The following is a 25314-nucleotide window of genomic DNA, read 5'->3' on the forward strand; positions in this document are numbered from 1 at the left end:
GTATAGTACGCGCCGGTCTTTTAGCGGACCGCAAAATCAGGTGGTGCAAACCCTCCGAGTCCAGCTTCGGCTGCACGTCCGCTAGGCGGACTTTCCCACGTTTTCTTTTTCAATCGTTTTCGCAAATCCCCGCCGCCAAAGCTGCCTGGGTGACCTGTCGGTCTTTCATGGCTTGTGCAGCTTTGGAGCATGGGTCTTTGCGGATGCACCTAGAGGCAGACCCATGACCCAGGAAACCGGCGGCTTCGCCGCTCTCGATCTCAATCCGAATATTGTTGCTGCCGTTCTGGCGACCGGCTACGAAGAGCCGTCCGCCATTCAGCAACAATCGATCCCGATCATCCTCGCCGGTCACGACATGATCGGCCAGGCGCAGACTGGCACCGGCAAGACCGCTGCCTTCGCCCTGCCGATCCTCAACAAGATCGATGTGAGCAAGCGCGAACCGCAAGCCCTGATCCTGGCGCCAACCCGTGAGTTGGCGCTGCAAGTTGCTACCGCTTTCGAAACCTACGCCAAGCAGATGCCGGGCGTGAACGTGGTCGCCGTCTACGGTGGTGCCCCGATGGGCCCACAGCTGCGTGCGATCCGTAACGGCGCGCAAATCGTCGTGGCCACCCCGGGCCGCCTGTGCGACCACCTGCGTCGTGACGAAAAAGTCCTGTCGACCGTGCAGTACCTGGTACTGGACGAAGCCGACGAGATGCTCAAGCTGGGCTTCATGGACGACCTCGAAGTGATCTTCGATGCCATCCCGGCCAGCCGCCAGACCGTGCTGTTCTCCGCCACCCTGCCGTCGTCGATCCGCTCGATCGCCGAACGCCACCTGCGCGAGCCCAAGCACGTCAAGATCCAGAGCAAGACCCAGACCGTTACCGCGATCGACCAGGCCCACCTGATGGTCCACGCCGACCAGAAGATCCCGGCTGTGCTGCGTCTGCTGGAAGTGGAAGAGTTCGACGCGCTGATCGCCTTCGTGCGTACCAAGCAAGCCACCCTGGACCTGGCCTCCGCGCTGGAAGCCAAGGGTTACAAGGCTGCCGCGCTGAACGGCGACATCGCCCAGAACCAGCGTGAGCGCGTGATCGACTCGCTCAAGGATGGCCGCCTGGACATCGTTGTCGCTACCGACGTCGCTGCCCGTGGCCTGGACGTACCGCGTATCACTCACGTGTTCAACGTCGATATGCCGTACGATCCGGAATCCTACGTACACCGTATCGGCCGTACCGGCCGTGCCGGTCGCGAAGGCCGTGCACTGCTGCTGGTCACCCCGCGTGAGCGCCGCATGCTGCAGGTGATCGAGCGCGTAACCGGGCAGAAAGTTGCCGAAGCCCGCCTGCCGAATGCCCAGGCCGTGCTGGACGCCCGCATCAAGAAACTGACCAACAGCCTGGCGCCGCTGGTAGCCGAAGCAGAAGCCACCCACGGCGACCTGTTCGACCGCCTGACCAACGACCTGGGTTGCAGTGCCCGCGCTCTGGCTTCGGCCCTGCTGCGCAAGGCCACCAATGGCCAGGCGCTGGACCTGGCTGCGGTAGAGCGTGAGCAGCCACTGGTGCCGAGCTTCGCCCCGCGTGGTGAGCGTACCGAGCGTGGTGAGCGTGGCGAGCGCCCGGAGCGTGGTGACCGCGAGCGCCGTGCGCCATTGCCGCTGGCTGAAGGCCGTGTGCGTTGCCGCACTGCCCTGGGTGCCCGTGACGGCATCGCTGCCAAGAACCTGCTGGGCGCGATCCTCAACGAAGGTGGTCTGGCCCGTGACGCCATCGGCCGCATCCAGGTGCGTGATAGCTTCAGCCTGGTCGAGCTGCCGGAAGATGGCCTTGAAAAGCTGCTGTCCAAGCTCAAGGACACCCGCGTGGCTGGCAAGCAGCTGAAGCTGCGTCGCTACCGCGAGGATTGATCCTGGCGCAATGAAAAAATCCCCGGCCTTGGCTGGGGATTTTTTTGCCTGTGCCGGCCTTTTCGCGGGTAAACCCGCTCCCACAGGTACAGCACAAGCCTTGAAATCTGTGGAGACCCTGTGGGAGCGGGTTCACCCGCGAAGAGGCCTTTCAGTCGAACCGATAAATGTCCATCCCCAGTGCCCCCAAGGTAAACCCTTGGTGCACCACTGCAAACTCGCCCCCAGCCCCGAGGGCAAAGAACAGCGGCAGCAAATGCTCATCACTGGGATGGTTGCGCACCGCAAACGGCGCCTGCTGCCGATAACCCAGCAACGCTTCCTGATCATCCGCTTGCAGCTTTTCCACTACCCAGTCCCGAAACGCCTGCGCCCAAGGCTCGATCACATCCGGCCCGGCATGCCAGTCCAGCTCGCCCAGGTTATGGGTAATGCTGCCCGAACCAATCAGCAGCACACCCTCGCCACGCAGCCCCGCCAGCGCCTTGCCCACCCTGACCTGCAGCGCCGGCCCCATGTGGCTGGGCAGTGAAACCTGCACTACCGGTATGCTCGCATCCGGGTACATCAGCGACAGCGGTACCCAGGCGCCATGGTCGAATGGCCGCTGCGCGTCCAGTCGGGCTGGCAGCCCGGCAGACTGCAGCAGTTCACTGACCTGGCCGGCAAGGGTGGGGTCACCTGGCGCCGGGTATTGCACTGCATACAACGCCGGTGGGAAGCCATAGAAGTCATGCCAGGTCTCTGGTCGTGTGCTGCCGGTCACCAGCAGTTCGCGGGTTTCCCAGTGCGCCGACACCACCAAGATCGCTTTCGGCCGGGGCAAGGTGTTGGCCAGCCGTGCCAGCGCCGGCCCGCTGGCGCCGGGTTGCAGGGCAAGCATGGGGGAACCATGGGAAATGAACAGGCTGGGCAGCATGACGGGGTCCTGGCGGTTAAGATGCAATCATCTTCGATCAACCACAGATCGAAATCCAAACCAACTTTTACCGACAAACCATCTAAAAATCGGGAGTGATCATGGAGCCAGCGTTCTGGCAGCAGCGGTGGGCCGACAACCAGATCGGCTTTCACCAGGCGCAGGTGAACCCTTATCTGCAGAAGTATTGGCCAACGCTTGGCCTGGTGCCGGGCAGCCGTGTGCTGGTGCCGTTGTGCGGCAAGAGCCTTGACCTGGCCTGGCTGGCCGGGCAGGGGCATCGCGTGTTGGGCGTAGAGCTGTCGCGGCGTGCGGTTGAGGCATTCTTCCGCGAGCATGGGCTACAGGCCGAGGTGGGGCAGCGGGGGGCTTTCGAGGTTTGGCGCAGCGGTGACGTGGAGCTCTGGTGTGGGGATATCTTTGCGTTGCAGGCAGAGGATATCGGGGACTGCGCGGGGCTTTATGACCGGGCTGCGGTGATTGCCTTGCCGTCGCAGATGCGTGGGGCTTACATGCAGCTGTTGTCGGGTTTGCTGCCGACGAGTTGCCAGGGGGTGGTGGTGACTCTGGATTACGACCAGGCTTTGCTGGGCGGGCCGCCGTTTTCGGTAGGGGATCAAGAGCTGCGGCAGGGGTTTGCCGGCTGGCAGGTGGATGAGCTGGAAGTTGTCGAGGTGATTGAGGAGAGCCCGAAGTTTTTGCAGGCCGGGGTATCGAGTTTGCTGGAGCGGGTTTACCGAGTCAGCCGCTGACAAGTGTGTAGCCTGTACCGGCCCTTTCGCGGGTGAACCCGCTCCCACAGGAACACCACAGGCCTGAAGATTGCGGGATCCCTGTGGGAGCGGGTTTACCCGCGAAGAGGCCGGCACAGGTGTACAAAAAAGGGCGACCGAAGTCGCCCTTTCCGCTTACCAGTTGGATCAACCGCGACGGCGCAGGGCCTCGATACGGTCTTCCAGCGGCGGGTGGCTCATCAGCAGCCCGGCCAGGCCGTGCTTCAGGCCACCATTGATGCCGAACGCCTTCATGGTGTCGGGCATGTGCACCGGCAGGCCTTGCTCCACGCGCAGGCGCTGCAGGGCGCCGATCATCGCCGTGGTACCGGCCAGCTGTGCGCCGGCTTCGTCGGCGCGGTATTCGCGGCGGCGCGAGAACCACATCACGATCATGCTGGCCAGAATGCCCAGGATCAGCTCGGCAACGATGGTCGCCACGTAGTAGGCAATGCCCTGGCCTTCTTCGTTCTTGAAGATCACCTTGTCGACGAAGTTGCCGATGATGCGCGCGAAGAACATCACGAAGGTGTTCACCACGCCCTGCACCAGCGCCAGGGTGACCATGTCGCCGTTGGCCACGTGGCCGATTTCGTGGGCCAGCACTGCGCGCACTTCATCGGGCGAGAAACGCTCCAGCAGGCCCTGGGACACAGCGACCAGTGCGTCGTTGCGGTTCCAGCCGGTGGCGAAGGCGTTGGCCTCGTATGCCGGGAAAATACCCACTTCAGGCATCTTGATGCCTGCTTCACGAGACAGCTCTTCGACCGTTTGCAGCAGCCACTGCTCGTGGCGGGTGCGCGGCTGGCTGATGATCTGGGTGCCGGTGGTCATCTTCGCCATCCACTTGGAGATGAACAGCGAGACGAGGGAGCCGGCAAAACCGAACACGGCGCAGAACACCAGCAGGCTGCTGAGGTTCAGGTCGACCCCGTTGGCGGCCATGAACCCGTTGAAACCGAACAGGCTCAGGGTAATGCTTGCAACCAGCACCACCGCAAGGTTGGTGGCTACAAACAACAGAATGCGCATCATGGTTGTTACGTTCTCCTGACGGATGAATTGTCGCTTACTGCGGGGTATATAAGGTGCCGGCCGTGCCGATTCAATCGGGCGACTATTTCAAACTGTGTACGGCGGAGTATGGCAGAGGATGGCGTGGGGGCTGTGGGATAGAGCGTTGCAGGATGTAAGAAACATCCTGTGGGAATGTTGGGGCCGCTGTGCGGCCCATCGCGACACAAGGCCGCTCCTACAACTGATCGCGTAATCCTGTAGGAGCGGCCTTGTGTCGCGAAAGGGGCGCAAAGCGCCCCCAGGGCCAGCACTTACTGCGAATAACCCTTCAGGAAATTCCCGATCCGGCCAATCGCCGCCTCCAGGTCATCCACCCGCGGCAAGGTAACCACACGGAAGTGGTCCGGCCACGGCCAGTTGAACGCGGTACCCTGAACGATCAGCAGCTTCTCCGACAGCAGCAGGTCAAGGGCGAACTTCTCGTCGTTGAGGATCGGGCACACTTTCGGGTCGATCCGCGGGAATGCATACAGCGCACCCATCGGCTTCACGCAGCTCACGCCCGGGATGTCGTTCAGCAGCTCGTAGGTGCGATTGCGCTGCTCCAGCAGGCGGCCCGGTGGCAGCACCAGGTCGTTGATGCTCTGGTAGCCGCCCAGCGCGGTCTGGATGGCATGCTGGGCCGGCACGTTGGCGCACAGGCGCATGTTGGCCAGCATGTCGATGCCTTCGATGTAGCTTTGCGCGTGGTGCTTGGGCCCGGAGATGATCAGCCAGCCGGAACGGAAGCCCGCCACCCGGTACGACTTGGACAGGCCGTTGAAGGTCAGGCACAGCAGGTCGGGGGCCAGCGAGGCGGTGCTGATGTGCACGGCTTCGTCGTACAGGATCTTGTCGTAGATCTCGTCGGAGAACACCACCAGGTTGTGCTGGCGGGCCAGTTCCAGCATGCCCAGCAGCAGCTCTTTGGAGTACACCGCGCCGGTCGGGTTGTTCGGGTTGATGATCACCAGGGCCTTGGTGTTCGGGGTGATCTTGGCCTTGATGTCCTCAAGGTCGGGGAACCAGTCGGCCTGCTCGTCGCACAGGTAGTGCACCGGTTTGCCGCCGGCCAGGCTCACGGCGGCGGTCCACAGCGGGTAGTCGGGAGCCGGGATCAGCACTTCGTCGCCGTTGTTGAGCAGTGCCTGCATCGACATGACGATCAGCTCGGACACGCCATTGCCGAGGTAGATGTCCTCGATGGTGACGCCTTCGATGCCTTTTTGCTGGCAGTACTGCATCACTGCCTTGCGCGCGCTGAACAGGCCTTTGGAGTCGCTGTAGCCCTGCGCGGTGGGCAGGTTGCGGATCACATCCTGGAGGATTTCGTCAGGCGCCTCGAAGCCAAACGGCGCCGGGTTGCCGATGTTCAGCTTGAGGATGCGGTGGCCTTCCTCCTCCAGGCGTTTGGCGTGCTTGAGCACTGGGCCGCGAATGTCGTAGCAGACATTGGCGAGCTTGTTCGATTTGCTGAACTGCATGATGGGATCCCGATTGAGAAAACGCGCTACGCCCCGCCGAAAGGTTTGAAAGGGCAGGAAGCGGGTGCCAGACTGAACGCCTGGCACACGAAGCCAACTAATATACGTGCCACCCGCGCCCCGGAAAAGACGGTGCGCAGCGAAATTCAGCCTGCCGAGGTCCCTACATGCAAAAGATCGAGAAAACCCTGGAACAATGGCGGTCGATGCTCGACCCCGAGCAGTACCAGGTGTGCCGCCTCAAAGGCACCGAGCGGCCGTTCAGCGGCAAGTACAATAGCGAGCGCCGCGACGGCATCTACCACTGCATCTGCTGCGGCCTGCCACTGTTCGATGCGCAGACCAAGTTCGATTCCGGCTGCGGCTGGCCGAGCTTCTACGCGCCCATCGAGGACAGCGCGATGATCGAGATCCGCGACACATCCCACGGCATGATCCGCACCGAAGTCACCTGTGCCCGCTGCGATGCGCACCTGGGCCACGTGTTCCCCGATGGCCCGCCACCGACCGGCCTGCGCTACTGCATCAACTCGGTGTGCATCGACCTGCGCCCGCGCGACTGACCGGAGCCCGACCATGGCTGGATCGATACTGGACATCCCCTGCGTGACCCTGGGCGGCGAGCACAAGAAGCTCGGCGACTTCCCCGGCAAGGCGCTGCTGGTGGTCAATACCGCCAGCCAGTGCGGCTTTACCCCGCAGTACAAAGGCCTGGAGCAACTGTGGCAGGCCTATCGCGCACGCGGCCTGGTGGTGCTGGGCTTCCCCTGCAACCAGTTCGGCAAGCAGGAGCCGGGCGATGCGCGGGAAATTGCCCAGTTCTGCGAGCGCAACTTCGGCGTGAGCTTCCCGCTGTTTCGCAAGGTCGAGGTCAACGGCCCCGGCAGCCACCCGCTGTTCGCCGAGCTCAAGCAGCGCGCCCCGGGCATTCTGGGCAGCCAGAAGATCAAGTGGAACTTCACCAAGTTCCTGGTCGACCCGGCCTCTGGCCAGGTAACGCGCTACGCTCCCACCACCAAGCCGCAGGCCCTGGAAGCCGACATCGAGCGCCTACTCAGCCGTTGACGGGTACCCAGTGGTCGACCAGTGCCAGCAGCTCTTCGCGGCGGAACGGTTTGGCCAGGTAGTCGTTCATGCCCGCTGCCCGGCAGCGCTCGCGTTCTTCGGGCATGGCGTTGGCGGTGAGAGCGACGATCGGCAGGTCGGGCCAGCGGCCGCTCTGGCGGATGCGCCGGCTGGCCTCGTAGCCGTCCATCACCGGCATGTTGCAGTCCATCAGCACCAGGTCGAACTCGTCCTGTTCCAGTAGCTCCAGGGCCTCGGCGCCCTGGGTGGCCAGCTGCACCTGGCAGCCGAGCTTGGCCAGCATGCCCTTTGCCACCAGCTGGTTCACCGGGTTGTCCTCCACCAGCAGGATGCGCGCGCGGCCTTGCTCCAGGGTGATGGCAGGGGTGGCCAGCGGGTGTTCGGGCTCGTGGCCCTGCAAGGTGCGGCGCAGGGTCTGGTACAGGGCGTTGCGCGACAGCGGCCGGGCCAGTTGGTGCAGGGGGGCGAGGGCGACCGACTGTTCGCTGGGCAGGAAGTTGCCGTAGGCAGTCACCAGCAAGATCGGTGTCTTCAGCGCCGGGCGCAGTTCGAACAGTTGGTCCAGGCTGTCGGTGATCAGCAGGTCGATGGCCGAGGCGTCCAGCCCCGCGCTGCTGTCATGGCGCTGGTAGGCAAGGCCCCAGGCGGGCAGCAGGTCCTGCAACAGTTCATCGAGCCCGCTGCCGGCTGCGTTCAGCGCAGCCACATGCCCGTGCAACGGTGCTGGCGGGATGGCCTCGGTGTGCACGGGCAGCGGTAGCTCGGCGGTGAAGCGGCTGCCGAAGCCCGGGTCGGACTTGATATGCAGGTGGCCCTGCATGGCCTTGCACAGGTTGCGCGTCAGCGCCAGGCCCAGGCCGGTACCGCCGTACTGGCGGGTAATGCCGGCACCTGCCTGGGTGAACGGCTGGAAGATCCGCGCCTGGGCTTCTTCGGGGATGCCGATGCCGGTGTCGCGCACTTCCAGGCGCACACCGCCGACAATGGTCGTCAGCCGTACATCCACGCGGCCGAAGCGGGTGAACTTGAGGGCATTGGACAGCAGGTTGCTGACGATCTGCCGTACCCGTGTGGGGTCGCCAAGCACGCTGCTGGGGAAGTCGCGGGCGATCAGGCAGGTCAGCTCCACGCTTTGCGCGGTGTTCTGTGACAGCAGGTTGGCGGTGTCCTCGACCATCGAGCCCATGTCGAACGGAATGCGCTCAAGCTCCAGCTGGCCGGCATCGAACTTGGACAGGTCGAGAATATCGTTGAGCAACTCCACCAGCACCTTGCCCGAGTCATGGGCAATCGCCAGCTGTTGGCGTTGCTCGCTGGGCAGCGGGCTGTCCAGGGCAAGGGCGATCATGCCGAGCATGCCGTTGAGCGGGGTACGGATTTCGTGGCTCATGTTGGCGAGGAAGGCGGCGCGCGCCTGGGCCATGTCCAGCGCCCGGCGGCGGGCTTCTTCCAGCTCCTGGTTGGACAGGCTCAGGCTGCTGTTGCTGGCCTTCAGTTCGTTGGTGCGTGCCGAGACGATATCTTCCAGCTCGTTGAGGTACTGGGTCAGGCGGTTTTCTGCGGTGCGCCGCTGCTCGATCTCGGTGGCCATGCTGACAAACTGCTGGTTGGCGACCCTCACCAGTACGCCGATCTCGTCGTGTTCGTGGCCATGCGGGCAGGCCACGCGGGTTTGCCGGGGCTTGCGCGGGTCACTGCCACTGAGCGCGCCGATCACCGTCACCAGCGGCTTGGTCAGCATCATGTAGAACAGCGCCAGGAGGATGCCGGTCAGCACCAGGCTGCGGGCGAAACCGTTGAGCAGGGTGATGCCGGCACGGTCGAGAAAGCGGCTGCCGAAGGCATAGGTGTCTACCTCCAGGTACAGGGTGCCAAGGTATTCCTCGGGCATGTGGGTCAGGTACAGGCGTTCCCTGAACTGGCGCTGCTCGCCGAACAGGAAGTCGCTGAGCGGCCGGTAGCGGTCCTCCAGGCGCGGCCGTTCGACGTCGGCCAGCACTGTTTCGTTGTTATCGATCAGCCGCGCACGGACGATCGCTGGTGACTGCAGCAGGCCGCGGGTCAGCTCCAGGGCCAGTTCCGAGTCGATGTTGTAGGCGATGCGCGAGGCCGGGTTGTGGCTGATTTGCAGCAAGGCACGCACTTCACGGTTGATGGACGCGTCTTCGCTGGCATAATCGATGCCGATCTGGATGAGACTGAGCAATGTTCCCAGGATGAAGCCGACCAGGACTGTCAACCGGGCTTGCTTGTATGACAGGCGATTGGTGAACTTGATATCCATGTGTCCCGAGCCGGTTTCACGTCCCTTGCGCTGCGCAAGCATAGCCGATCAACCCCGGCTACTGGTGGGTCTGTCGCACATTCAGCCTTGATTGCTCAATTGCTGGTGCCGGCCTCTTCGCGGGTGAACCCGCTCCCGCACGTACTGCAACGCCCTCAGGCCTGGTGCGAGCCCTGTGGGAGCGGGTTTACCCGCGAAGAGGCCGGCACAGCAGCCTAGAATCCAAAAATTTGCAGGAGTTTTCATGGACGCCCGCTTGATTGCTTTCCTGGACCGCGCCGAATCGGTACTGGCCCGCCTCGAACCCCTGTTGCCGGCCCGGCGCCCGGACATCGACTGGGCCACTACCCTGGCCGCGCGTTGGCAGCGCGATGGCCGCAGCGGCTACCTGCTGCCGCTGGAGGTCAGCCTGGATATCCGCCTCAGCGACCTGATCGGCGTCGACCAGCAGCGTGACCAGCTCGGCCGCAACACCCATCAGTTCATCAACGGCATGCCGGCCAACCATGCACTGCTGTGGGGCTCGCGTGGCACCGGCAAGTCGTCGCTGGTCCGCGCCCTGCTGGCCGAGCACGCAGGTGCCGGCCTGCGCCTGATCGAAATCGAGCGCGACCACCTGGCCGACCTGCCGCGTGTGGTCGAGCAGCTGCAGAAGTTGCCGCAGCGCTTCATCCTGTTCTGCGATGACCTCTCGTTCGAAGCCGGGGAGGGCGACTACCGGGTGCTCAAGAGCGTGCTCGACGGCTCGCTCGAGCAGGCTCCGGACAACGTGCTGTTGTACGCCACCTCCAACCGCCGCCACCTGGTGCCGGAGAAGGAGAGCGACAACGAAAACTGGAAGCGCGTTGACGGCGAGCTGCACCCCAGCGAAGCGGTGGAGGACAAGATTGCCCTGTCCGACCGTTTTGGCCTGTGGCTGTCGTTCTACCCCTTTACCCAGGAGCATTTCCTGAACGTGGTCGAGCACTGGATCGGCCAGCTCGCGCAAACTGCCGGCCTGGCCTGGCAGCGCAGCGAAGAACTCGACATCCTCGCCGTGCGCTGGGCCACCGGCCGCGGTAACCGTAATGGCCGTTGTGCCTATCAGTTCGCCCGCTACTGGGTCGGGCTGCAATTGCTGGAGCAAAAGTAAATGATCGACCTCAATGCCAGTGGCGCCGGCCTCGACGGCTACAACCTGCTGGCGGCGCAAGTGCAGGCGCTGTTTGCCGACGAGCGTGACTTCATCGCCAATGCCGCGCAGTTTTCGGCATTCCTTTATAACCAGGTGGACGACCTGAACTGGGCCGGGTTCTACCTCAATCGCAACGAAGAACTGGTGCTGGGCCCGTTCCAGGGTCAGGTGGCGTGCGTGCGGATCCCGTTCAGCAAGGGCGTGTGCGGAGCAGCTGCGGCCACCCGGCAGACCCAGCGGGTAGAGGATGTGCATGCGTTCCCTGGGCACATTGCCTGTGACAGTGCGTCCAACAGCGAGCTGGTGATCCCGCTGGTGAAGGAGGGCAGGTTGATTGGTGTGCTGGACCTGGACAGCCCGAAACTTGGGCGGTTCAGTGAGGCGGATCAGGTAGGGCTGGAGCGGTTGGCGGCGATTTTTCTGGAGCTGACCGACTGCTGATGGTCGTTGCCTGTACCGGCCCTTCGCGGCTAAAGCCGCTCCCACAAGGATGGCATCAAGCTTGGGGGCGATGCGCTCCCTGTGGGAGCGGCTTTAGCCGCGAAGAGGCCGGTACAGGTTAAAGCATCAGTCGTACATCACTTTCTTCTTCCAGGTCTCTTCCTCATCGGTCTTGAGCCCCTGGGTCAGTTCATTCTGCTCATCCTCCGCCGGGGCCATGCGGTCCAGCACCTGGGCATTGGCCCGGGCCAGCAGCTTCTCCAGGTAGGTCAGCTGCTCTTCATACACCTTGGGCTCCGGCTGCTTGCGCAGGTACTGCACGCCGCGTTCGAAAGCCAGGCGCGCCTGGCCTGGCTGGTTCTTCTGCAGGGCCTGCTGGCCGAGGTTGTTGAAGAACTCGATATGCAGCAGCACCAGGATATGGCGGATTTCCTTGACCCATTGCTTGGCCTCGGGCGTGGGCAGGAAGCCCTCCTGGGCGGCGCGAGTCACCTGGTTGTGCAAAGCCTCCAGCAGGAAGCGCACATCCTTGGCCTTGATCTCGGTCTGGATCGGGTTGGGCGGGTTGTTCACCGGAATCTGCCCGCCTAGGGCAATCAGCGCCTCCAGTTCGGCAATACGCGCCTTGAATCCGGCGTTGTGCTTGTCCATCGCCAGTTGACGCTGGTTCAGGTTGAGCTCCAGGCGGGTCAGCAGCAGCTTCAGCGCCGGGGTCATGAACTGGCCGGGGAAGGTCTCGGTGATTTCGCCACAACGGCGCAGGCGGTCGGCCAGCTCGACCTTCATCCGGGCGCGTTCGAGCTTGCCGTTCTCGACCACATTGTTGAGGTAGCCGATCACGATCAGCAACGCGATGCCCGCCACGATGAGCAGGGTGATCAGAAGTGGTGTCACCGTTAATGCCTCATTGAAGAAGAATTACACCCTTGAGTGTAGTGAGTTCGCCTGGAGACGAACAGCGGCTACATGCCTGCACTGGCCACTTCGCGGCTGAAGCCGCTCCCACAGGTACATCACAGGCCTCAAGTGCAGTGATGTACCTGTGGGAACGGCTTCAGCCGCGAAGTGGCCGGTACAGGCACCCCTCCATCTATATCGGCACACCGGCCCGCAACTGCACCCCAACCCACCCGGAAGTCATTGATTTAAATAAATTTCTACAAAGGGGTTGACGCCTGTACCAACCATCCATAGAATGCGCGCCACTTGCAGCGTAAAGCACACAGCGAAACGCCGCAGGGAGTGAAAGCAGGCAGTAATGCCAGCAGCGTGTCCCCTTCGTCTAGTGGCCTAGGACACCGCCCTTTCACGGCGGTAACAGGGGTTCGAGTCCCCTAGGGGACGCCAAATTGCGGGAATAGCTCAGTTGGTAGAGCACGACCTTGCCAAGGTCGGGGTCGCGAGTTCGAGTCTCGTTTCCCGCTCCAGTTTCTCCGGCAACGCCTGACGGCGGGGCAGGAAAAGAAAATCCAGACTGAATCGTGAGGTTCAAACCTGGTGCACTGAAAAGTGTCGTGTGTCCCCTTCGTCTAGTGGCCTAGGACACCGCCCTTTCACGGCGGTAACAGGGGTTCGAGTCCCCTAGGGGACGCCAAATGCGGGAATAGCTCAGTTGGTAGAGCACGACCTTGCCAAGGTCGGGGTCGCGAGTTCGAGTCTCGTTTCCCGCTCCAGTTTAAATACTGTGGCGTCTATGCGGTGCAGTGGTGGTGAAGGTCTTCAAGGCGCTTCACGCCGATAGTGGTAAAGCTTCAAAATGCGGGAATAGCTCAGTTGGTAGAGCACGACCTTGCCAAGGTCGGGGTCGCGAGTTCGAGTCTCGTTTCCCGCTCCAAACATGTAACGCAAAAAGGGACCCTAAGGTCCCTTTTTGCGTTACATGTTTAAATTTCGCAAGCCCCCCAGTGGGCGCGTCCTGCGCCCCTGGCATAGGGCATCAGCGATAGCTGATGGTGAACTTCAGTGCCCCGCTGGCGGGCCCTGCCGTAACCGTTGGGCCATTCTGGTAGTAACGTGCCTTGAAATCCAGGCGTGTGTCGCCGATCGTCAGCCAGGTTACCGGCTCGTCTTGTTCAAGCGTCATGGGTGAGCTGTCACTGCGCAGTAGCTGGATGGCAATGCCTTGCGCCGGAGAGCTGTCATTGAGGCTGAATAACCCGAGGCTGGGGTCGATCACACTTGAACCCAGTGCGCCTTCCAGGCGAATGTGAGCACGCGCCACGCTGCCTGCCGGGTCATCCTCGCAGTCGCTCAATGTGATGTGGAAGTTGACCGGCGGCGAAGTATCACCAGGCGTGGAGAAGATGGCGGCATCGTGGGGGCCCAAGCTAACCGGGTTGTCGCTCACCGCATCGGCTTTGAGCGTGCATTGCGCCTGGTTCACGCCTGCTCCCACGCTCAACTGAAGCGCCGGACCGAGGTCGGTGATGGTGCCTGTTGCAACTCGTGTGTTGAAGTGAGTGCGGCCTGCCGGTATGGGGCCAGTCTTGATCAGGTAGTAATCGGCATTCAGGTCGTTTATCAGTAGCGGTGATGGCGAGATGTTTACCGTATTGTGGCCTTCATAGGGTACGGCTGGATGACCGTCGACGGGTCGAAAGCCGTTGTTGGCCCCGGTATAGGGGTGCCTGAGGCGGATGTACAGGCCGACCCCCGTAATGCCGGTTTCCAGTACTTTACCGGTGACGTCCCAGCCGTTAACGGGCGGTAGCGGTTTGCCATGCACCGGTACAGTGGCAGGCATGAGGAATGTCAGTACGCTGCTGCCGTCGTTGTCGCAGCGGATTTCCCGATTCGAGGGGTCCTTTGAAACCAAGCGCTGGACGGAGCCGATGACGGTGCCGAGCTCGGCATCCCTGGGCACCCAGAATTCGCCCAGGTTGACGCTGTGGCCGACCGTGCCGCTCGCCCCTTGCCAGGTGCAACCTGGAATGGCGTGGGCCTGCGGTAGGTTGATTAGCTGTGTGCCAAGGGCCAGGCCCAGGGCAAACAAGCTTGGCAGGTATCGTTGAGGTCGCATGAATAGGTTCCGTTGTTGGGCAGAAGTCATCAGGCTTCAGTGGCGGGGCAGGTCAGGGTTTGAAAGTAGAAGCCCTGCTGCTGACGCATGCTGGCGGGCTTGATCGATAGCTGACATTGCTCGGCCAGTTGCTCGCCCCATCGCACCTTCAGCACCTGACTGGTTGCTTCGGTAGCCACCAGCGCTTGGCCGCCTTGTCCCACCACCGCCAGCGTCTTGCCCTGGGTATCCTGGACCTGAGTACCGAAAGGCAATGGTTTACCCTCGGTGTTCAGCAGGGTCAGTACCAGGCGCGCAACACGACGTGCGGCGAACGTGCGCTGCACGATTGCGCCTCGTCTCGGTATGGCCTGGGCTGTGCCGTTGTCGATTTCCACATCCGGTTCGAGCTGGTCGGTGGTGAGTGTCAGGCGGTTGATCCGATAGGGCTGCAGGTGCGGTGCAAGGGCATAACCCTTGGCGTTTGTGCGCGCAGCTGTCGCGTTTTCCATGCCGGCGCCGGGGGTGTCGGGTACATGGATCAGCGCGTTGGTCTCGCCGAAACTGGGGCTGAACACCAAGCCATCGCCGTGCACCAGCGCGGAGCCGCTGGCGTTGACCGACAAATTGCGGTAGTCGTTGCCTTCAAAATAGCCGGCACCAAAGTTGACGTGCGGAGTCAGGTAGCCGGCCGATAGCTCGGCACTCTTGTTCTGCTGGCCATCATTGGCCAGAGCTGCCTGATAATTGAGGCGGTTGTCCAATGCACCGCCACTGAGGCTGGCGCGCTGGCTGAAACGCCCAGCCTGTTGCTGGGTGTCCAAGGTGACGCTGCTGCCCAGGCCGAAGTCCAGAGGGAAGGACAGACTGAGGCCGAGAATGCGGTCGTTGTCGTGGGTCTTGTTGAGTGACTGCGAGGCGAACAGGCTGTAGTTGATGCCTTTGTGATGCGTGTTGAAGTAGAACTGGTATTGACGGCGCTGGCGCTGGGTTTGCCAGTAGTCATCCTGGCTCAGGTTGAAGCTGAGCGAGCTGCTGCGGCCCAGTTGCTGGTAGATCGATGCTTCCAGGCGGCTGCGGCGGCTGCCTGGCCAGTGCTGGTCGTTGTTCCGTTGCGCCACGGCTTCGTCAAAGTCGCGAAAGCCCTCGGTGGAGTAGCGATAGCCGGCAAAGCGCAGGTGTGTACGGGTAGGAAACGCCTTGCCATAACGGGCAGCGTAACTGTTGCCGCTGACCTGGCCAAGTGCTGTGCCCAGGTCGCTGCGGGCATGGGTGACATCGAACGACAATGCGCCGGCCGCGCCAAAGTCCTTGCCTAGCCCCAAGGCGTTGGCGCTGTAGTCGTCGCTGGTCAACATGCCACCATACAGGGTGCTGCTCCAGCCGATACCACGGGCAAGGGTGCCCTGCAGCAGCTGGGGTGTTTCGTCACCGTTGGCGGTGTTGTAGCGCCCGGCCGCGAGGTTGTAGCGCCAGATGCCATCGCGCAGCAGGTTGGTCAGGGTCGAGTAGGGCTGGGTGAAGCGGCGTACCTGGCCGTCGGCCTCGGTCAGCACCACTTCCAGTTCGCCGCTGCCGCCACCGACACTGAGGTCGTCGATTTCATAGGGACCGGCGGCGACGTAGGTGCTGTAGATGGGGAAGCCGTTCTGCAGTATCTCGAGTTTGGCGCGGCTCTGGGCCACGCCGCGTATTACCGGGGCATAGCTTTGCAGGGTATCTGGCAGCATGCCCAGGTCGGAGGCCAGTTGCAGGCCTTTGATGGGTTGGCTGCGAAACACCTCGCCACCGCTGTAGGTTTCGCCCAGGGTCAATGTGCCCCAAGTGGCGGGCAGGTCGGTCTGGGCATAGGTATTGCTGTGGCGCCAGCGACGGTGCCCTTGGCCATCCTCGCGCAGGCTCTGGCTGCTGCGCAGGCGCCAGCCGGCCAGGTTCAGGCCGCTGTTGAGCAGCAGGTCGTGTTGGCTGCGGCTGCGCCCGTCGCGCTGGCTGCTGTGCATGGCCGAGGCTTGGTAATTGACGAATGCAGCATTTATACCGTGCTCCCACTGGTCCGGGGCGACGGTGCCGGCCTTGTCGCGTTGCAGCGCTGCCTGGGGAATGGACAGGTCGAGGCGCAGGCGGCTCGAATCGAACTCCACCTGGGCACCCTCCACCAGGGCGGGCAGGTCGATGCACGGTGCCTTGGCCAGTTCCGGTTTAGCCAGGCTGCGTTCGCGCAGCCCAAGGCTGAACAGCAGCCCTGGGGCCAGGCATGGGTTCAGTGTTGGCTGGCCTTGGCGTTGCTGGAATTCGATGTCGTGTTCGCCAGCGGGGGCCAGGTTGACGCGGACCTCCACGTGATATCGCCCGGGGGCCAAGCGTTGCTCGTTTGCCAGGGCACGCAGGGCGGGGTCGGCGCTGCCGGGGGCGTGGCCGCTGGACTGGTGCAGGAAGCCGGATTGGAATTGCAGCGGGGGTTCGTTGGCCAGTGCCAGGCAGGCAGGCGCTGCCAGGTAACTGCCACCGAGGGCGAGCAAGGGCGTGATGCCTCGCCAGCGCTGGGGGAGAGGGCACATAGGAAATCTCGGTTATCTACTCGGTGGCGGGCCACCGCGCGCAGGTGTTGGCTCAACTCCGGTGCCGGGAGGGCCGAGGGATATGAGCGGTGAGCGCGTGAGATTAAGGAGAAGGTTGAGGAGGGGATGTAGGAGATATCTGGAGGCTTGTACGATATCTCGATATGTCAGGGGGGAGGGGCAGCATCAGGAATCAACCACCCTCGCCGGGCAGCGAGGGTGGTTGGTCATGGTGCTTTAATTGCTCCCACGTATGAACATGAGGGGATCAATTTGAGGTCTACCGCCACTTGGAAACATGGCTGCCTCGTTTGCCTTGGGGAATTTTTGAGCGGCTGCTGGGGGGGTCTCGGGGATGGTTGCGGGCGTCCTATTGGCTATTTGCTTACGTACTTCACGTCTGATTCGGGTGTTGACATATTCGTAGTCGAACTGGGCATCCCGACCAGGCTGTCCATCCCGACCATTGGTTCCATCCCGACCATTGGTTCCATCCCGACCATTGGTTCCATCCCGACCAGGCTGTCCATCCCGACCATCGATTCCATCCCGACCAGGTTGTCCCTGCCCCCCATTCGGCTGCGACGCTGGCCCATACCGCCTCACCGCGAACACATTGCCTATTTGAGCGAAACGGTCAGTGTTTTTAGTAGCGAAAGCTGCAATATCCCGAGTCAAGCTTGCCCCGCCATAAAACCCTGCAGCCCCTGCCAAGGCACCCCCTACGGCACTCAGCGCACCGCCAATCGCCATCAGCGTGTTGCCCTTGTTCGGATCGTCCTCCAGGATCCCTGCAACCTGAACACCCAGGCCGGCAACCGCCATTGCGCTGCCGACACTACCCGCCACCAGCCATGCGGTAGTTTTGGCGCTCAGGGCGATCCCGGCCGCTACTGCACTGGCTGCACCGGCCGCGAACACCCCGAACGAGGCCACGGCAAGGAGGGCGAAAGCTGCTGTTACGCCAAGCGTGATCCAGGCACTTGTCTTGCTCGGTTTCTTGCGGATGCTTGCCGCTTGGTCGGGAGGCGCCATGGGGCTGGCGGCATGCCCGGTAGGGTCACGCCACATGACCGGGTTGCCCTTGCAGTACAGGTACGGGTTGATGCCGACGTCTTCCGGGTCAAGCGTATCAGGGCTGTGGAAGCGCATCAGGCCAGGGTTGTAGGCCCGATAGCCACGACCCAGCAGGTACCAGCCCATGGCCCGTTCGCGGGCTTCACCGTTGAAGGCCAGCAGCCCGGTCAAAGCAAGTGACTCCGGGGTTTCGCCGAACGCGGTGTATTGGGCATTCTCCACGTCACCCTTTGCGCTTTCGGCGATCACGCTATTCGCCATGTCGGTCCAGAACAGGCGCGGCGAGGCAGGGGCTTTGCCGTGTTGCAGGCCCAGTGGGCGTTCGCCATCGTGCAGGTAGTAGAGGTCAGTCGCGCCTGCCTGGGTACAGACCAGTCGGTTGCCCTGGTAGCGCCGCAGTATTTCATCCGCGTCGGTCGCTTTCACGCCGATCAGGTGGCCATGGCCATCGTAGCGGTAGGTCAGCAGCGTCTGCTTGTCGTCCTGACTGCGCACTTCCTGCAAGCGGCCAGATTCGTCATAACGCAGCCTATGCCCCCACTCATCATTGAGCATGTTGCCATCATCGTCGTAGGCAAAATCCATTGAAGGCAGGTAGTCGGCATGGGTGTGGGTGGCGTTCTTCAACTGGAACCCTTCGCAGTTGAAGTAAGCCTTGTCCACCTCGCCGTCAGCGAAGTCGGTACGGTTGTAAATCAGGTTGTCGAGGTCGTCGAATACATAGGACTGTTCCTTGATCGGGCGGCCTTTGGCATTGCGCGGGTAGTCACCCGTTTCGCTTTCGCAGACATAACCGATGAGCCGGTCGAGGGGATCATAGCTGAAGATCTCCTGCAGCAACTGCTGGTCCCCACGCCAAAGAGACCTGCTGTGCAGCATGCCGTCGTCGCGCCAGCGTTGCCTGATGATCTTCAGTTCGCCGGGCGTTTCACCCTTGAACAGCGTCAGGATGCGGGTTTCTTCCCGGCCGCGGCTGTCATACTGTTGCTCGCACTGCAGGGTGTAGTCGCTGTCAAGGTCGCGCGTACGGGTAAATTGCAGGCGGCCATTGTTGTCGTAAGTGAAATCGGCGCGCAGTCGGCCCTGGGTGGTCCATATCAGGCGTCCATGAGCGTCATAGCCGTGGTGGGTCGACATGCCATTACTGTCGTCCAGTGCGAAGGTGCGGCCTTGCAGCGAATCACGGTAATCACGATGGTAGGTGTCCGGTGTCTGAGTGTCGGTCCATTCCTCGTGAAGCAGGTAGCCTTGGTCTGTGTAAACGTATTTGCGTTTGCCTTGATCGTTATCGGCGTTGTTGAGTGCGGCACTGGTGGGGTCGAAGGTGAATACGCTGCGCTTCCCACCCGCAGTGATGGCGCTTGGCGTAGTGGTCAGGTCCAACAAGTACTCGTAGTCGAACGTCCGCAGTTTGCTCGTGCGCCGGGAAGGGACCATCTGGTCATTTTTTTCGCCATAGGTGTACTTCTCAGTGCGCGGCCCTGCCACCCGGCTTTTCAGGCGGCTGAGGTCGTCGTATTCACGCAGGGACACTACTGTGCCTTCTTTGTCACCTGCGGCGTGCAGGCGCAGTTGCTCGACCAACTCTTCGGCGGAATGGGCGGCAAATTTGCGACTGAGTGCAGTCTGGTTCGGCCGTATGGTTTTGGTTACACGGTTATAGGCGTCATATTCAAAGCGTGTGATGCGCAGCAACTCGGCCTTGCTGTCAGGTTCACGTACCCGGCTCTCCTCGCGAGTGCAGCGGCCACTGCCGTCATAGTAGTAGTCATAGCGATCGAGCGTTTCATTGGCTGGCCCCAGGTTCTTCACCTGTATGGGTTTGTTGAACAGGTTTCCTTTGTGGACCTGGTGATTGAACCGTACATCGGGGGTGTCTGGGTTGGTCTCCCAGGTGGCGGTGAAGTCGTAAAGGTAACGTTCCTCGTCATTGACCTTGCTCAATGGGCGATAGGCACTGTGCAGGCAAGTCTTGTCAGGATATGTGGTCTTGGTCAGCTCGCCCCAGGGACCATAACTGAACAGGGTGGTCATGGACAATTGCTGGCCTTCAAACCCATCACCATGGTCGAAGGAGGTTTCCTCGACCAGTTGGCCCAGGCCGTTGTACCTGGCCAGGTAGGTTTGCATCTCGGGTAGGCGCAGGGTCGGGTCCTGCGGGTCGCTGATTTCGCGCCATTGTTCCACGACCTGGTTGGCGCCATTGAACACCGTGCGAATGACCACCCCCTTGGCATCCTCGGTGGTCTGAGTCAAACGTTCGCCGGCAGATCTTGCCAACTGGTAGCTAAAACTGCGCACTGCCTTGTTACCCGTAGGTGACACGATTGCCTGCGTCTGGCGGTTCAGGTCGTCATATTCATAGATTGTCTGTGTACCGTGCAGGTCTTCACTTGAAACGACAGCGCCGGACACAGCAGACAGGTAACGTGTAACTTTACGTTCGTTAAGCTCGAAACCTTTGATTGTCTCAGTGACGCCGTAATCGGCGTACGGCTTCCTTGCATCGCGTGGCAGGTAGGTCCAATCCGTGCGCGTGGTCATCTGCTTTAGCAGGTTGCGCAAGGTGCCCGCAGGTGCGTCGATTGGGTAAAACGTTTGTTCTTCGTAGGCCTGGCGACCATACAGGTAGGGCGAATTCTCGTCCTTGTAGATGTCCTTGTTGAGGGTGTACAGCAGGCGTTCACCCTCGCTGATCTGTTCATGCAACGTCTGTTGTGTCAGCACAAGCCATTGATCGGTAACGCCATGAGGGCGTGTCGCGTCGGGCAGCGCATTGTACAACGTATAGGTGTATCGCTCGATCAGTACCGGGGCAGTGCTTTCCAGTCCCGGCTTTTTGCTAGGCGTGGTGGTGGTCGACTTGAGGCTGCGCTGGAACCCTTGCGGGTCCCGTGGGCAACCGTCCTCACCGTCCTTGTCGTAGTAGGCGTAGGTGGTGACGATGCCGTTGGGCTGTTCTTCAAGGATCAGGTTGCCATGTTCGGGATCGTACTCGGTGGTGGTGACTTCTTCACGCAGGGCGGTGCTGTCGCTTTCCAGCCGCCAGCGCTGGGTCACGGTGTAGGGCTGCTGGAAGTTGTTCAGCTGATACTCGAAACCGACGTTCGGGATTTCGTGGTAAACCGTCTCGGTTTCCTGGATATGCCAGTCCTGCTTGCGCGCATCTTCCGTCACATCTTCGATGACATCGCCGTACTGCGCGGTGGTTTGCAGGGTCAGCAGGTGATGGCGGTTATAGCGGTAGCTGGCCTTGCGCAACTCTTTGCCTTCGCTGGCCTCGCTGACGTGGACTTCATAGAAGTAATCGCTGCTTGCCCGGTACAGGTTGTCCTTGTCCTTTTCCCAGTTCAGCCCGCTGCCAAAGCCCAGGAAGTTGCGGTCGTTGGGGTAGCTGTAGGTGGTAGTCAAGGCCGGCTGATTGGCAAGAGGATCGACCGTGTGGGTTTTGACCCGTGGGATGCGGGCCACTGGGGCGCCGGCGAGGAGCTGGTGACCGGCATCGTCGTAGGTGATCGTCTCGATGCTGCCCAGCGGCGTCTCGACCCGGGTCAGGCAGGTCATGTTCTGCGTCGTGGCGCTGTTCTCATATTTGAACCGCCAGCTACCACGATCATGGCTCGGCAGGGTCACGCGCTCTACCCGACGGTCCTTGAGCGCTACCTCGTAACGGGTTTCGCCGAAATCTGGGTGCAGATGGTAGGTGATCAGGTTGTTCTCATAGGTGACGGACAGCAGCTTCAGGCCGCTACGGTCGACGATGCTGGACAGGCAGCGATGTTCGCCGAACCGGCCTTCATGGCTCAGCTCGATCCAGCGGCCCGATGGCGCATAGACCCGATGAGGCACGGCAATATCGAGCCCGCCCGAGCGGATGACTTTCAGCTGTTCCACCATGCCCGTGCGGTGCACGATCCTGTACTCGCCGTTGCCATCGTCCAGGAAGCGGAAGCTCTTGAGCTTCTGCTCGCTGATTTTCGGTTCGGCGCCACCGCCATCGACATGGAATTGTTCGCCGGTGTGTACCTGCAGCGAGCTGGTGGTGGGGGTGTAGCGGCTGAGGTTGAGGGTCCAGCCCTTGCCAAAGCCGGTGTCTTCTGGCGTCAGGGCGTTGAAGGCCAGACGCAAGGGCAAGTTGGGGCCGATCAGGTAGTTGCCGACCACTGCCATCAGGTCAATGCCAAGAGTGTACTGGCCGGTGCGTGGGTCGACGCTGTGATTCACAAAACTGAGGTTGTTGTACGCGTTGGAGTGGGCCGCTGAAAGCGTCATGATAGGCTCCTGTGTATACCGATTGGCTTAATTGGCTTAATTGGCTTAATTGGCAGACTTAGGAGCTTTCAGGCTCGCGCATTGCCACTGGGTATAGCCATTTTCGTCTGACCGGTGAGCTCTACCAATCAGTACCTGGTTGTCAGGGCAGGTGTAATCGCTTTCGCTTTCCGCCACGGGGCCCTGCCATCTGGAGGGTATTACCTGTAACCGGTTTTCTGGTTTATTGCTGTCTTGGTAAAGTTTGCTGCATTGAATTTGCGATAATTGATTTTCATCGCCTTCATGGAAGCGCCCGACCATGACTTCATCTGGGTTGCAGGAGGCATAAATATATTCTTGTTTATTCTTGTCGTAATTCAAGGCGTCGGTGCAGGTTGTGAAATCGTCGTCGTCGTCCTCTTTTAGTCGGTAGCCACATTCCGGGAACTTGACGGTCCATGTGGATTTTTCTTGTACTATATCGCTGCCAAGTTTGGCGCACTTGTAATAAGTTTTTGCATTCTCATTACCCAGATGCTGGCGCCCCACCATTACGGTGCCTTCAGGGCAATCGAAGTCTTCGCTTTCGCTTTCTTTGCCGGCGTCGATCCAGTCTGAGGGTGTAGTAAATTTGACATCGACCGTTTCAGGGGTGCTAGGGCCTTCTGAAACGGTGACCTGCACGCAGGAAAGGTTGTAGCTGATTCGATCATTGGCCGTGGCGGAAGCGTTCTCGACTCTGAAACCCTTGCTGCGATTGTTCATGTTGTCCATGTTGGTGACGAACTTACCTTTATAGGCCATGAGTCCGCTGAGACTTTCCGAGACGAGCGTTGAACCAGCAAGCGTTGTTTTAAGTTCGATGGAGAAATTTTTATTGCTCTCCGGGTCGCGACGAGCATGATGTTCGCTGCCCAATTCGGTCGAGCAGTGATAATCATCGGTTAACAAGATGCTTACTGCAGAAGGCGCCTTCTCGATTTCTATTGTGTCAACTCGAAGCGTGTAGCAAGGGGAGGCGGGGCTATTGATCTGGTATCGGATCGTGCGCCCCGCGGCGACACTGGGAATAGAAAGTTGACACGAACCGCGGCTGTCATTTTCTGGGTCTAGCACATCACCTGTTTTACCTCTGAGCGTAATTGTTCCCTCCCCCGCAGCCAGGGCGGAGCTGGTATGGGTCAATATGCCCATTGAAACGATGAAGACGGAGGAAAATAACAGCCCGCAGCGCAGGTGCCGTGAGGGATTTTTTATTCCGAATGCCATGGGGTTGTGCTCCTTTGATAGATAAGCGCGTGCCCTAGGGGCCGCAGCATATAAATAACGTACTTGCAGGTGATAAGGGCGCCTGATGCAAGGTTAACGAATGTAGAGGGTGTGGGCACCTGACAGTTTTGCTAGGTGGCTGACCTAGCATTTCTGACAGTAGGCAAACCAGTGGAAGCCTTGAATAATCAGGCGAAATCACTATCGCTCAGGGCGTTGCAATGAAAACGACGAACAGTAGGCCTGTGAGAGCAGAACGGCTCCCAATGCCTAATATTCCCGGCTTGACGGCCGACCATGAAGTGGATGTCGTGGGGCTGGGGGGGGAGGATCTTGATACTTATATAAAGTATGACGGCATGAAGGATGGCGATGAAATCCACGTGAGATGGGTGGGGGCCAGCCCTGCGGGGGAACCATTTGACGATATTGAGCAGATCATACCGGTCAGAGATCCTGACCCGCAGGGGCAGTTAATCAAGATCAGCAATCGCATTCTGAGCGAGGCGCTGGGTGGGACGGCCTACTATTCTTATTACATTAATGACGCTGAGCAGAATGAGTCCTTCCGGGTTTTTTGCAACATTGGTTTGCTTCCATCCGTTGAGCAGGCGCTCTCAGTGCCACTCATTCTTGAATCGCATAATCGAGTTATTGCGGTAAGCGAACTGGATGGTAGTGGTGCCAATATCTGGGTCGCACCCTATCAGACCATGGGCGAGGGCGATACCGTAACGTTGTGTGCAGAAATCCGCGACGAAGACGATGATCTCATACCGCCAGTACCGACGAAATATACGTATGTCTTGGAAAAGGAAGATGTAGGAAAAGTTCTGCGTTTCAGGGTGCCGAAGAATAAGTTTCGCGTTGGCGGTCGTGCGCAATTTTACTACCTGCTGAAGCTGGAGGGGCAAGCCGTTGAATTGAGATCTTCGGCTCAAGATTTCGAGATACGTGATAACTACTCTGCCCGGAAGGACGATGAGGCACTACTTGACCCACCAACGATCGACAGATACGCCGGTGGCCCACTCGATCCTGGGCGTTTTCCACAAGGTCTGACCGTTCGCATTCGGCAAGCACCGGGTGTGAAGGCTGGAGATGTCGCGCTGTTGTACTGGTGGAGTGGCGAAGCCGATAGCACTCAGGTGCAGAGCATTCACTTGGATGCCAGCAGTGTTGAAGGCAGTGAGATGCAATTTGTGATACCGCCCGATTCGCTGCGTGCCAGTGTTGACCTTGAGGTAAACCTCTTTTATCAGATCGCCCGCAAAGGCCGCGGCGTGACATCCCAGCGACTGCAGTTGATGGTGGAAAAACCCCGTAAATGGGTACTTCCTAATGTGGTGGGTGCGGCAGCAGAAACTGACGGTGCTGTTATCCCAGCCGCTAACGTGACGCTCGGGATGTTTGTCGACGTGCCGGAAGAGTTTGAGTTGCGTCCAGGCGAGAAACTCAGTGTGAATGCTGACGGTGATCCGGTACGTGGAAAGTGCATTGTCCTTGAGCATGAACCTGACAAGCCTCGCCGATTTCGGGTACCACCAACTGCCTTGGGTGCCAACATGGGGCGCGACGCCGCTGACACGAGCAAGCGCTTCCCGGTGAGATATCGCGTTGACGGTACTTCGGACTCTCCAGCCTTGGAGTTGCGTATACAACCGTTGCCGCGAACAAGTTATCCGCTGATTAGATGTGAAGAAGTGAAGCCGGGGGGGCTTTCGATCAAGTCTCTGGGCGAGAAGGATGCCACGTTGGTGCTACGGCGATGGACGTTCATAGCCGAAGGGCAACCGCTGACTATTGCACTGGTAGGGGTTAAAGAAGATGGATCGGCTTATGCACTTGACCTGCGTGCGGGGCGACCGGTAAGCAGTGAAGAGATTGAGAACATAGAGTTTACCCTACCGCTGCCGCTGGTTGAATTGAAAAAGCTGAAGGTGGGTCAACTGTTATACGTAAATGTGAGCGTACGATTTGATGATGTATCCGAAACATTGTTCCCATCGCTGGATTTCCAGATTCTCGAATGAGTGGC

15 protein-coding genes, 5 tRNA genes and 1 pseudogene are annotated in these 25314 nt (G+C 60.6%); 12 read left to right on the plus strand and 9 right to left on the minus strand.

All coding sequences use genetic code 11. The features are described 5' to 3' along the window. Window positions 1-189: 189 nt before the first annotated feature. Window positions 190-1903 (plus strand): annotated as a pseudogene (locus R9B85_RS19610) (DEAD/DEAH box helicase). Window positions 1904-2054: 151 nt separating this feature from the next. Here the strand turns inward: R9B85_RS19610 and R9B85_RS19615 are convergent. After that, window positions 2055-2822 (minus strand): DODA-type extradiol aromatic ring-opening family dioxygenase, encoded by a 768-nt coding sequence (locus R9B85_RS19615; protein ID WP_423770482.1) that lies wholly within the window; start codon window positions 2820-2822, stop codon window positions 2055-2057. 101 nt (window positions 2823-2923) lie between these two features. On the opposite strand from R9B85_RS19615, the gene R9B85_RS19620 reads away from it, so the two are divergent. Continuing rightward, the gene (locus R9B85_RS19620) at window positions 2924-3574 is read left to right on the plus strand and encodes a thiopurine S-methyltransferase (protein ID WP_112251859.1); all 651 of its coding nucleotides are present in this window, start codon (window positions 2924-2926) and stop codon (window positions 3572-3574) included. 168 nt (window positions 3575-3742) lie between these two features. Here R9B85_RS19620 and htpX read toward each other — a convergent pair whose 3' ends face one another. Together htpX and R9B85_RS19630 are read right to left on the minus strand one after the other, a co-directional pair. Next, window positions 3743-4630 (minus strand): protease HtpX, encoded by an 888-nt coding sequence (gene htpX, locus R9B85_RS19625; protein ID WP_112251860.1) that lies wholly within the window; start codon window positions 4628-4630, stop codon window positions 3743-3745. 293 nt (window positions 4631-4923) lie between these two features. Continuing rightward, entirely contained in the window at window positions 4924-6135 is a 1212-nt protein-coding gene (locus R9B85_RS19630) for a pyridoxal phosphate-dependent aminotransferase (RefSeq protein ID WP_112251861.1), read from the minus strand. A 167-nt stretch (window positions 6136-6302) separates the two neighbouring features. Between R9B85_RS19630 and msrB the strand changes: the two genes are divergently transcribed. Together msrB and R9B85_RS19640 are read left to right on the plus strand one after the other, a co-directional pair. After that, the gene (gene msrB / locus R9B85_RS19635) at window positions 6303-6698 is read left to right on the plus strand and encodes a peptide-methionine (R)-S-oxide reductase MsrB (RefSeq protein ID WP_112251862.1); all 396 of its coding nucleotides are present in this window, start codon (window positions 6303-6305) and stop codon (window positions 6696-6698) included. Window positions 6699-6711: 13 nt separating this feature from the next. Continuing rightward, a complete protein-coding gene (locus R9B85_RS19640; RefSeq protein ID WP_112251863.1) occupies window positions 6712-7200 on the plus strand; it encodes a glutathione peroxidase in 489 nt (162 codons plus the stop codon). On the opposite strand, the gene R9B85_RS19645 is transcribed toward R9B85_RS19640, so the two are convergent. Beyond that, window positions 7190-9547, minus strand: a complete 2358-nt coding sequence (locus R9B85_RS19645; RefSeq protein WP_112251864.1) for a hybrid sensor histidine kinase/response regulator — start codon at window positions 9545-9547, stop codon at window positions 7190-7192. The genes R9B85_RS19640 and R9B85_RS19645 overlap by 11 nt on opposite strands. A 202-nt stretch (window positions 9548-9749) precedes the next feature. Here R9B85_RS19645 and R9B85_RS19650 point away from each other — a divergent pair, with 202 nt between their 5' ends. Beyond that, a complete protein-coding gene (locus R9B85_RS19650; protein ID WP_252379064.1) occupies window positions 9750-10637 on the plus strand; it encodes an ATP-binding protein in 888 nt (295 codons plus the stop codon). Continuing rightward, window positions 10638-11120 carry a GAF domain-containing protein gene (locus R9B85_RS19655; RefSeq protein WP_003260813.1) on the plus strand — a complete coding sequence of 161 codons (483 nt, stop codon included), beginning with the start codon at window positions 10638-10640 and terminating at the stop codon, window positions 11118-11120. A 126-nt stretch (window positions 11121-11246) separates the two neighbouring features. Here the strand turns inward: R9B85_RS19655 and R9B85_RS19660 are convergent, their stop codons facing one another. Continuing rightward, window positions 11247-12014: a hypothetical protein gene (locus R9B85_RS19660; RefSeq protein WP_207879915.1), complete on the minus strand. Its 768-nt coding sequence runs from the start codon at window positions 12012-12014 to the stop codon at window positions 11247-11249. Between the two features lie 377 nt (window positions 12015-12391). On the opposite strand from R9B85_RS19660, the gene R9B85_RS19665 reads away from it, so the two are divergent. The 5 genes from R9B85_RS19665 to R9B85_RS19685 all read left to right on the plus strand — a co-directional run bounded on the left by R9B85_RS19665 (window position 12392) and on the right by R9B85_RS19685 (window position 12954). Continuing rightward, window positions 12392-12467: transfer RNA gene (locus R9B85_RS19665), tRNA-Glu, on the plus strand. Between the two features lie 4 nt (window positions 12468-12471). Then, a tRNA-Gly gene (locus tag R9B85_RS19670) sits at window positions 12472-12547 on the plus strand. A 91-nt stretch (window positions 12548-12638) separates the two neighbouring features. Beyond that, window positions 12639-12714: transfer RNA gene (locus R9B85_RS19675), tRNA-Glu, on the plus strand. A 3-nt stretch (window positions 12715-12717) separates the two neighbouring features. After that, a tRNA-Gly gene (locus tag R9B85_RS19680) sits at window positions 12718-12793 on the plus strand. 85 nt (window positions 12794-12878) lie between these two features. After that, window positions 12879-12954: transfer RNA gene (locus R9B85_RS19685), tRNA-Gly, on the plus strand. A 102-nt stretch (window positions 12955-13056) separates the two neighbouring features. Here R9B85_RS19685 and R9B85_RS19690 read toward each other — a convergent pair. From R9B85_RS19690 to R9B85_RS19705, 4 genes are all read right to left on the minus strand, one after another. After that, window positions 13057-14139, minus strand: a complete 1083-nt coding sequence (locus R9B85_RS19690) for a fimbrial protein (RefSeq protein ID WP_112251867.1) — start codon at window positions 14137-14139, stop codon at window positions 13057-13059. A 29-nt stretch (window positions 14140-14168) separates the two neighbouring features. Beyond that, window positions 14169-16676 (minus strand): fimbria/pilus outer membrane usher protein, encoded by a 2508-nt coding sequence (locus R9B85_RS19695; RefSeq protein ID WP_207879913.1) that lies wholly within the window; start codon window positions 16674-16676, stop codon window positions 14169-14171. Between the two features lie 237 nt (window positions 16677-16913). Next, window positions 16914-22025, minus strand: coding sequence for an RHS repeat-associated core domain-containing protein (locus tag R9B85_RS19700; protein ID WP_423770483.1), 5112 nt, complete (start codon window positions 22023-22025; stop codon window positions 16914-16916). Between the two features lie 45 nt (window positions 22026-22070). After that, window positions 22071-23276: a hypothetical protein gene (locus R9B85_RS19705; protein ID WP_423770484.1), complete on the minus strand. Its 1206-nt coding sequence runs from the start codon at window positions 23274-23276 to the stop codon at window positions 22071-22073. Between the two features lie 266 nt (window positions 23277-23542). On the opposite strand from R9B85_RS19705, the gene R9B85_RS19710 reads away from it, so the two are divergent. Further along, window positions 23543-25309, plus strand: coding sequence for a hypothetical protein (locus tag R9B85_RS19710; RefSeq protein ID WP_207880053.1), 1767 nt, complete (start codon window positions 23543-23545; stop codon window positions 25307-25309). The last annotated feature ends 5 nt before the right edge of the window (window positions 25310-25314 follow it).

It is taken from the genome of Pseudomonas sp. NLJ1 (assembly GCF_049486705.1).
Lineage (GTDB): Bacteria > Pseudomonadota > Gammaproteobacteria > Pseudomonadales > Pseudomonadaceae > Aquipseudomonas > Aquipseudomonas inefficax.

What these genes read in the sequence shown, in the direction of transcription:
- R9B85_RS19615 (WP_423770482.1), bottom strand. Translation starts at nt 2,822, where the DNA reads ATGCTGCCCAGCCTGTTCATTTCCCATGGTTCCCCCATGCTTGCCCTG.
- R9B85_RS19620 (WP_112251859.1), top strand. Translation starts at nt 2,924, where the DNA reads ATGGAGCCAGCGTTCTGGCAGCAGCGGTGGGCCGACAACCAGATCGGC.
- htpX (WP_112251860.1), bottom strand. Translation starts at nt 4,630, where the DNA reads ATGATGCGCATTCTGTTGTTTGTAGCCACCAACCTTGCGGTGGTGCTG.
- R9B85_RS19630 (WP_112251861.1), bottom strand. Translation starts at nt 6,135, where the DNA reads ATGCAGTTCAGCAAATCGAACAAGCTCGCCAATGTCTGCTACGACATT.
- msrB (WP_112251862.1), top strand. Translation starts at nt 6,303, where the DNA reads ATGCAAAAGATCGAGAAAACCCTGGAACAATGGCGGTCGATGCTCGAC.
- R9B85_RS19640 (WP_112251863.1), top strand. Translation starts at nt 6,712, where the DNA reads ATGGCTGGATCGATACTGGACATCCCCTGCGTGACCCTGGGCGGCGAG.
- R9B85_RS19645 (WP_112251864.1), bottom strand. Translation starts at nt 9,547, where the DNA reads ATGCTTGCGCAGCGCAAGGGACGTGAAACCGGCTCGGGACACATGGAT.
- R9B85_RS19650 (WP_252379064.1), top strand. Translation starts at nt 9,750, where the DNA reads ATGGACGCCCGCTTGATTGCTTTCCTGGACCGCGCCGAATCGGTACTG.
- R9B85_RS19655 (WP_003260813.1), top strand. Translation starts at nt 10,638, where the DNA reads ATGATCGACCTCAATGCCAGTGGCGCCGGCCTCGACGGCTACAACCTG.
- R9B85_RS19690 (WP_112251867.1), bottom strand. Translation starts at nt 14,139, where the DNA reads ATGCGACCTCAACGATACCTGCCAAGCTTGTTTGCCCTGGGCCTGGCC.
- R9B85_RS19695 (WP_207879913.1), bottom strand. Translation starts at nt 16,676, where the DNA reads ATGTGCCCTCTCCCCCAGCGCTGGCGAGGCATCACGCCCTTGCTCGCC.
- R9B85_RS19700 (WP_423770483.1), bottom strand. Translation starts at nt 22,025, where the DNA reads ATGACGCTTTCAGCGGCCCACTCCAACGCGTACAACAACCTCAGTTTT.
- R9B85_RS19705 (WP_423770484.1), bottom strand. Translation starts at nt 23,276, where the DNA reads ATGGCATTCGGAATAAAAAATCCCTCACGGCACCTGCGCTGCGGGCTG.
- R9B85_RS19710 (WP_207880053.1), top strand. Translation starts at nt 23,543, where the DNA reads ATGCCTAATATTCCCGGCTTGACGGCCGACCATGAAGTGGATGTCGTG.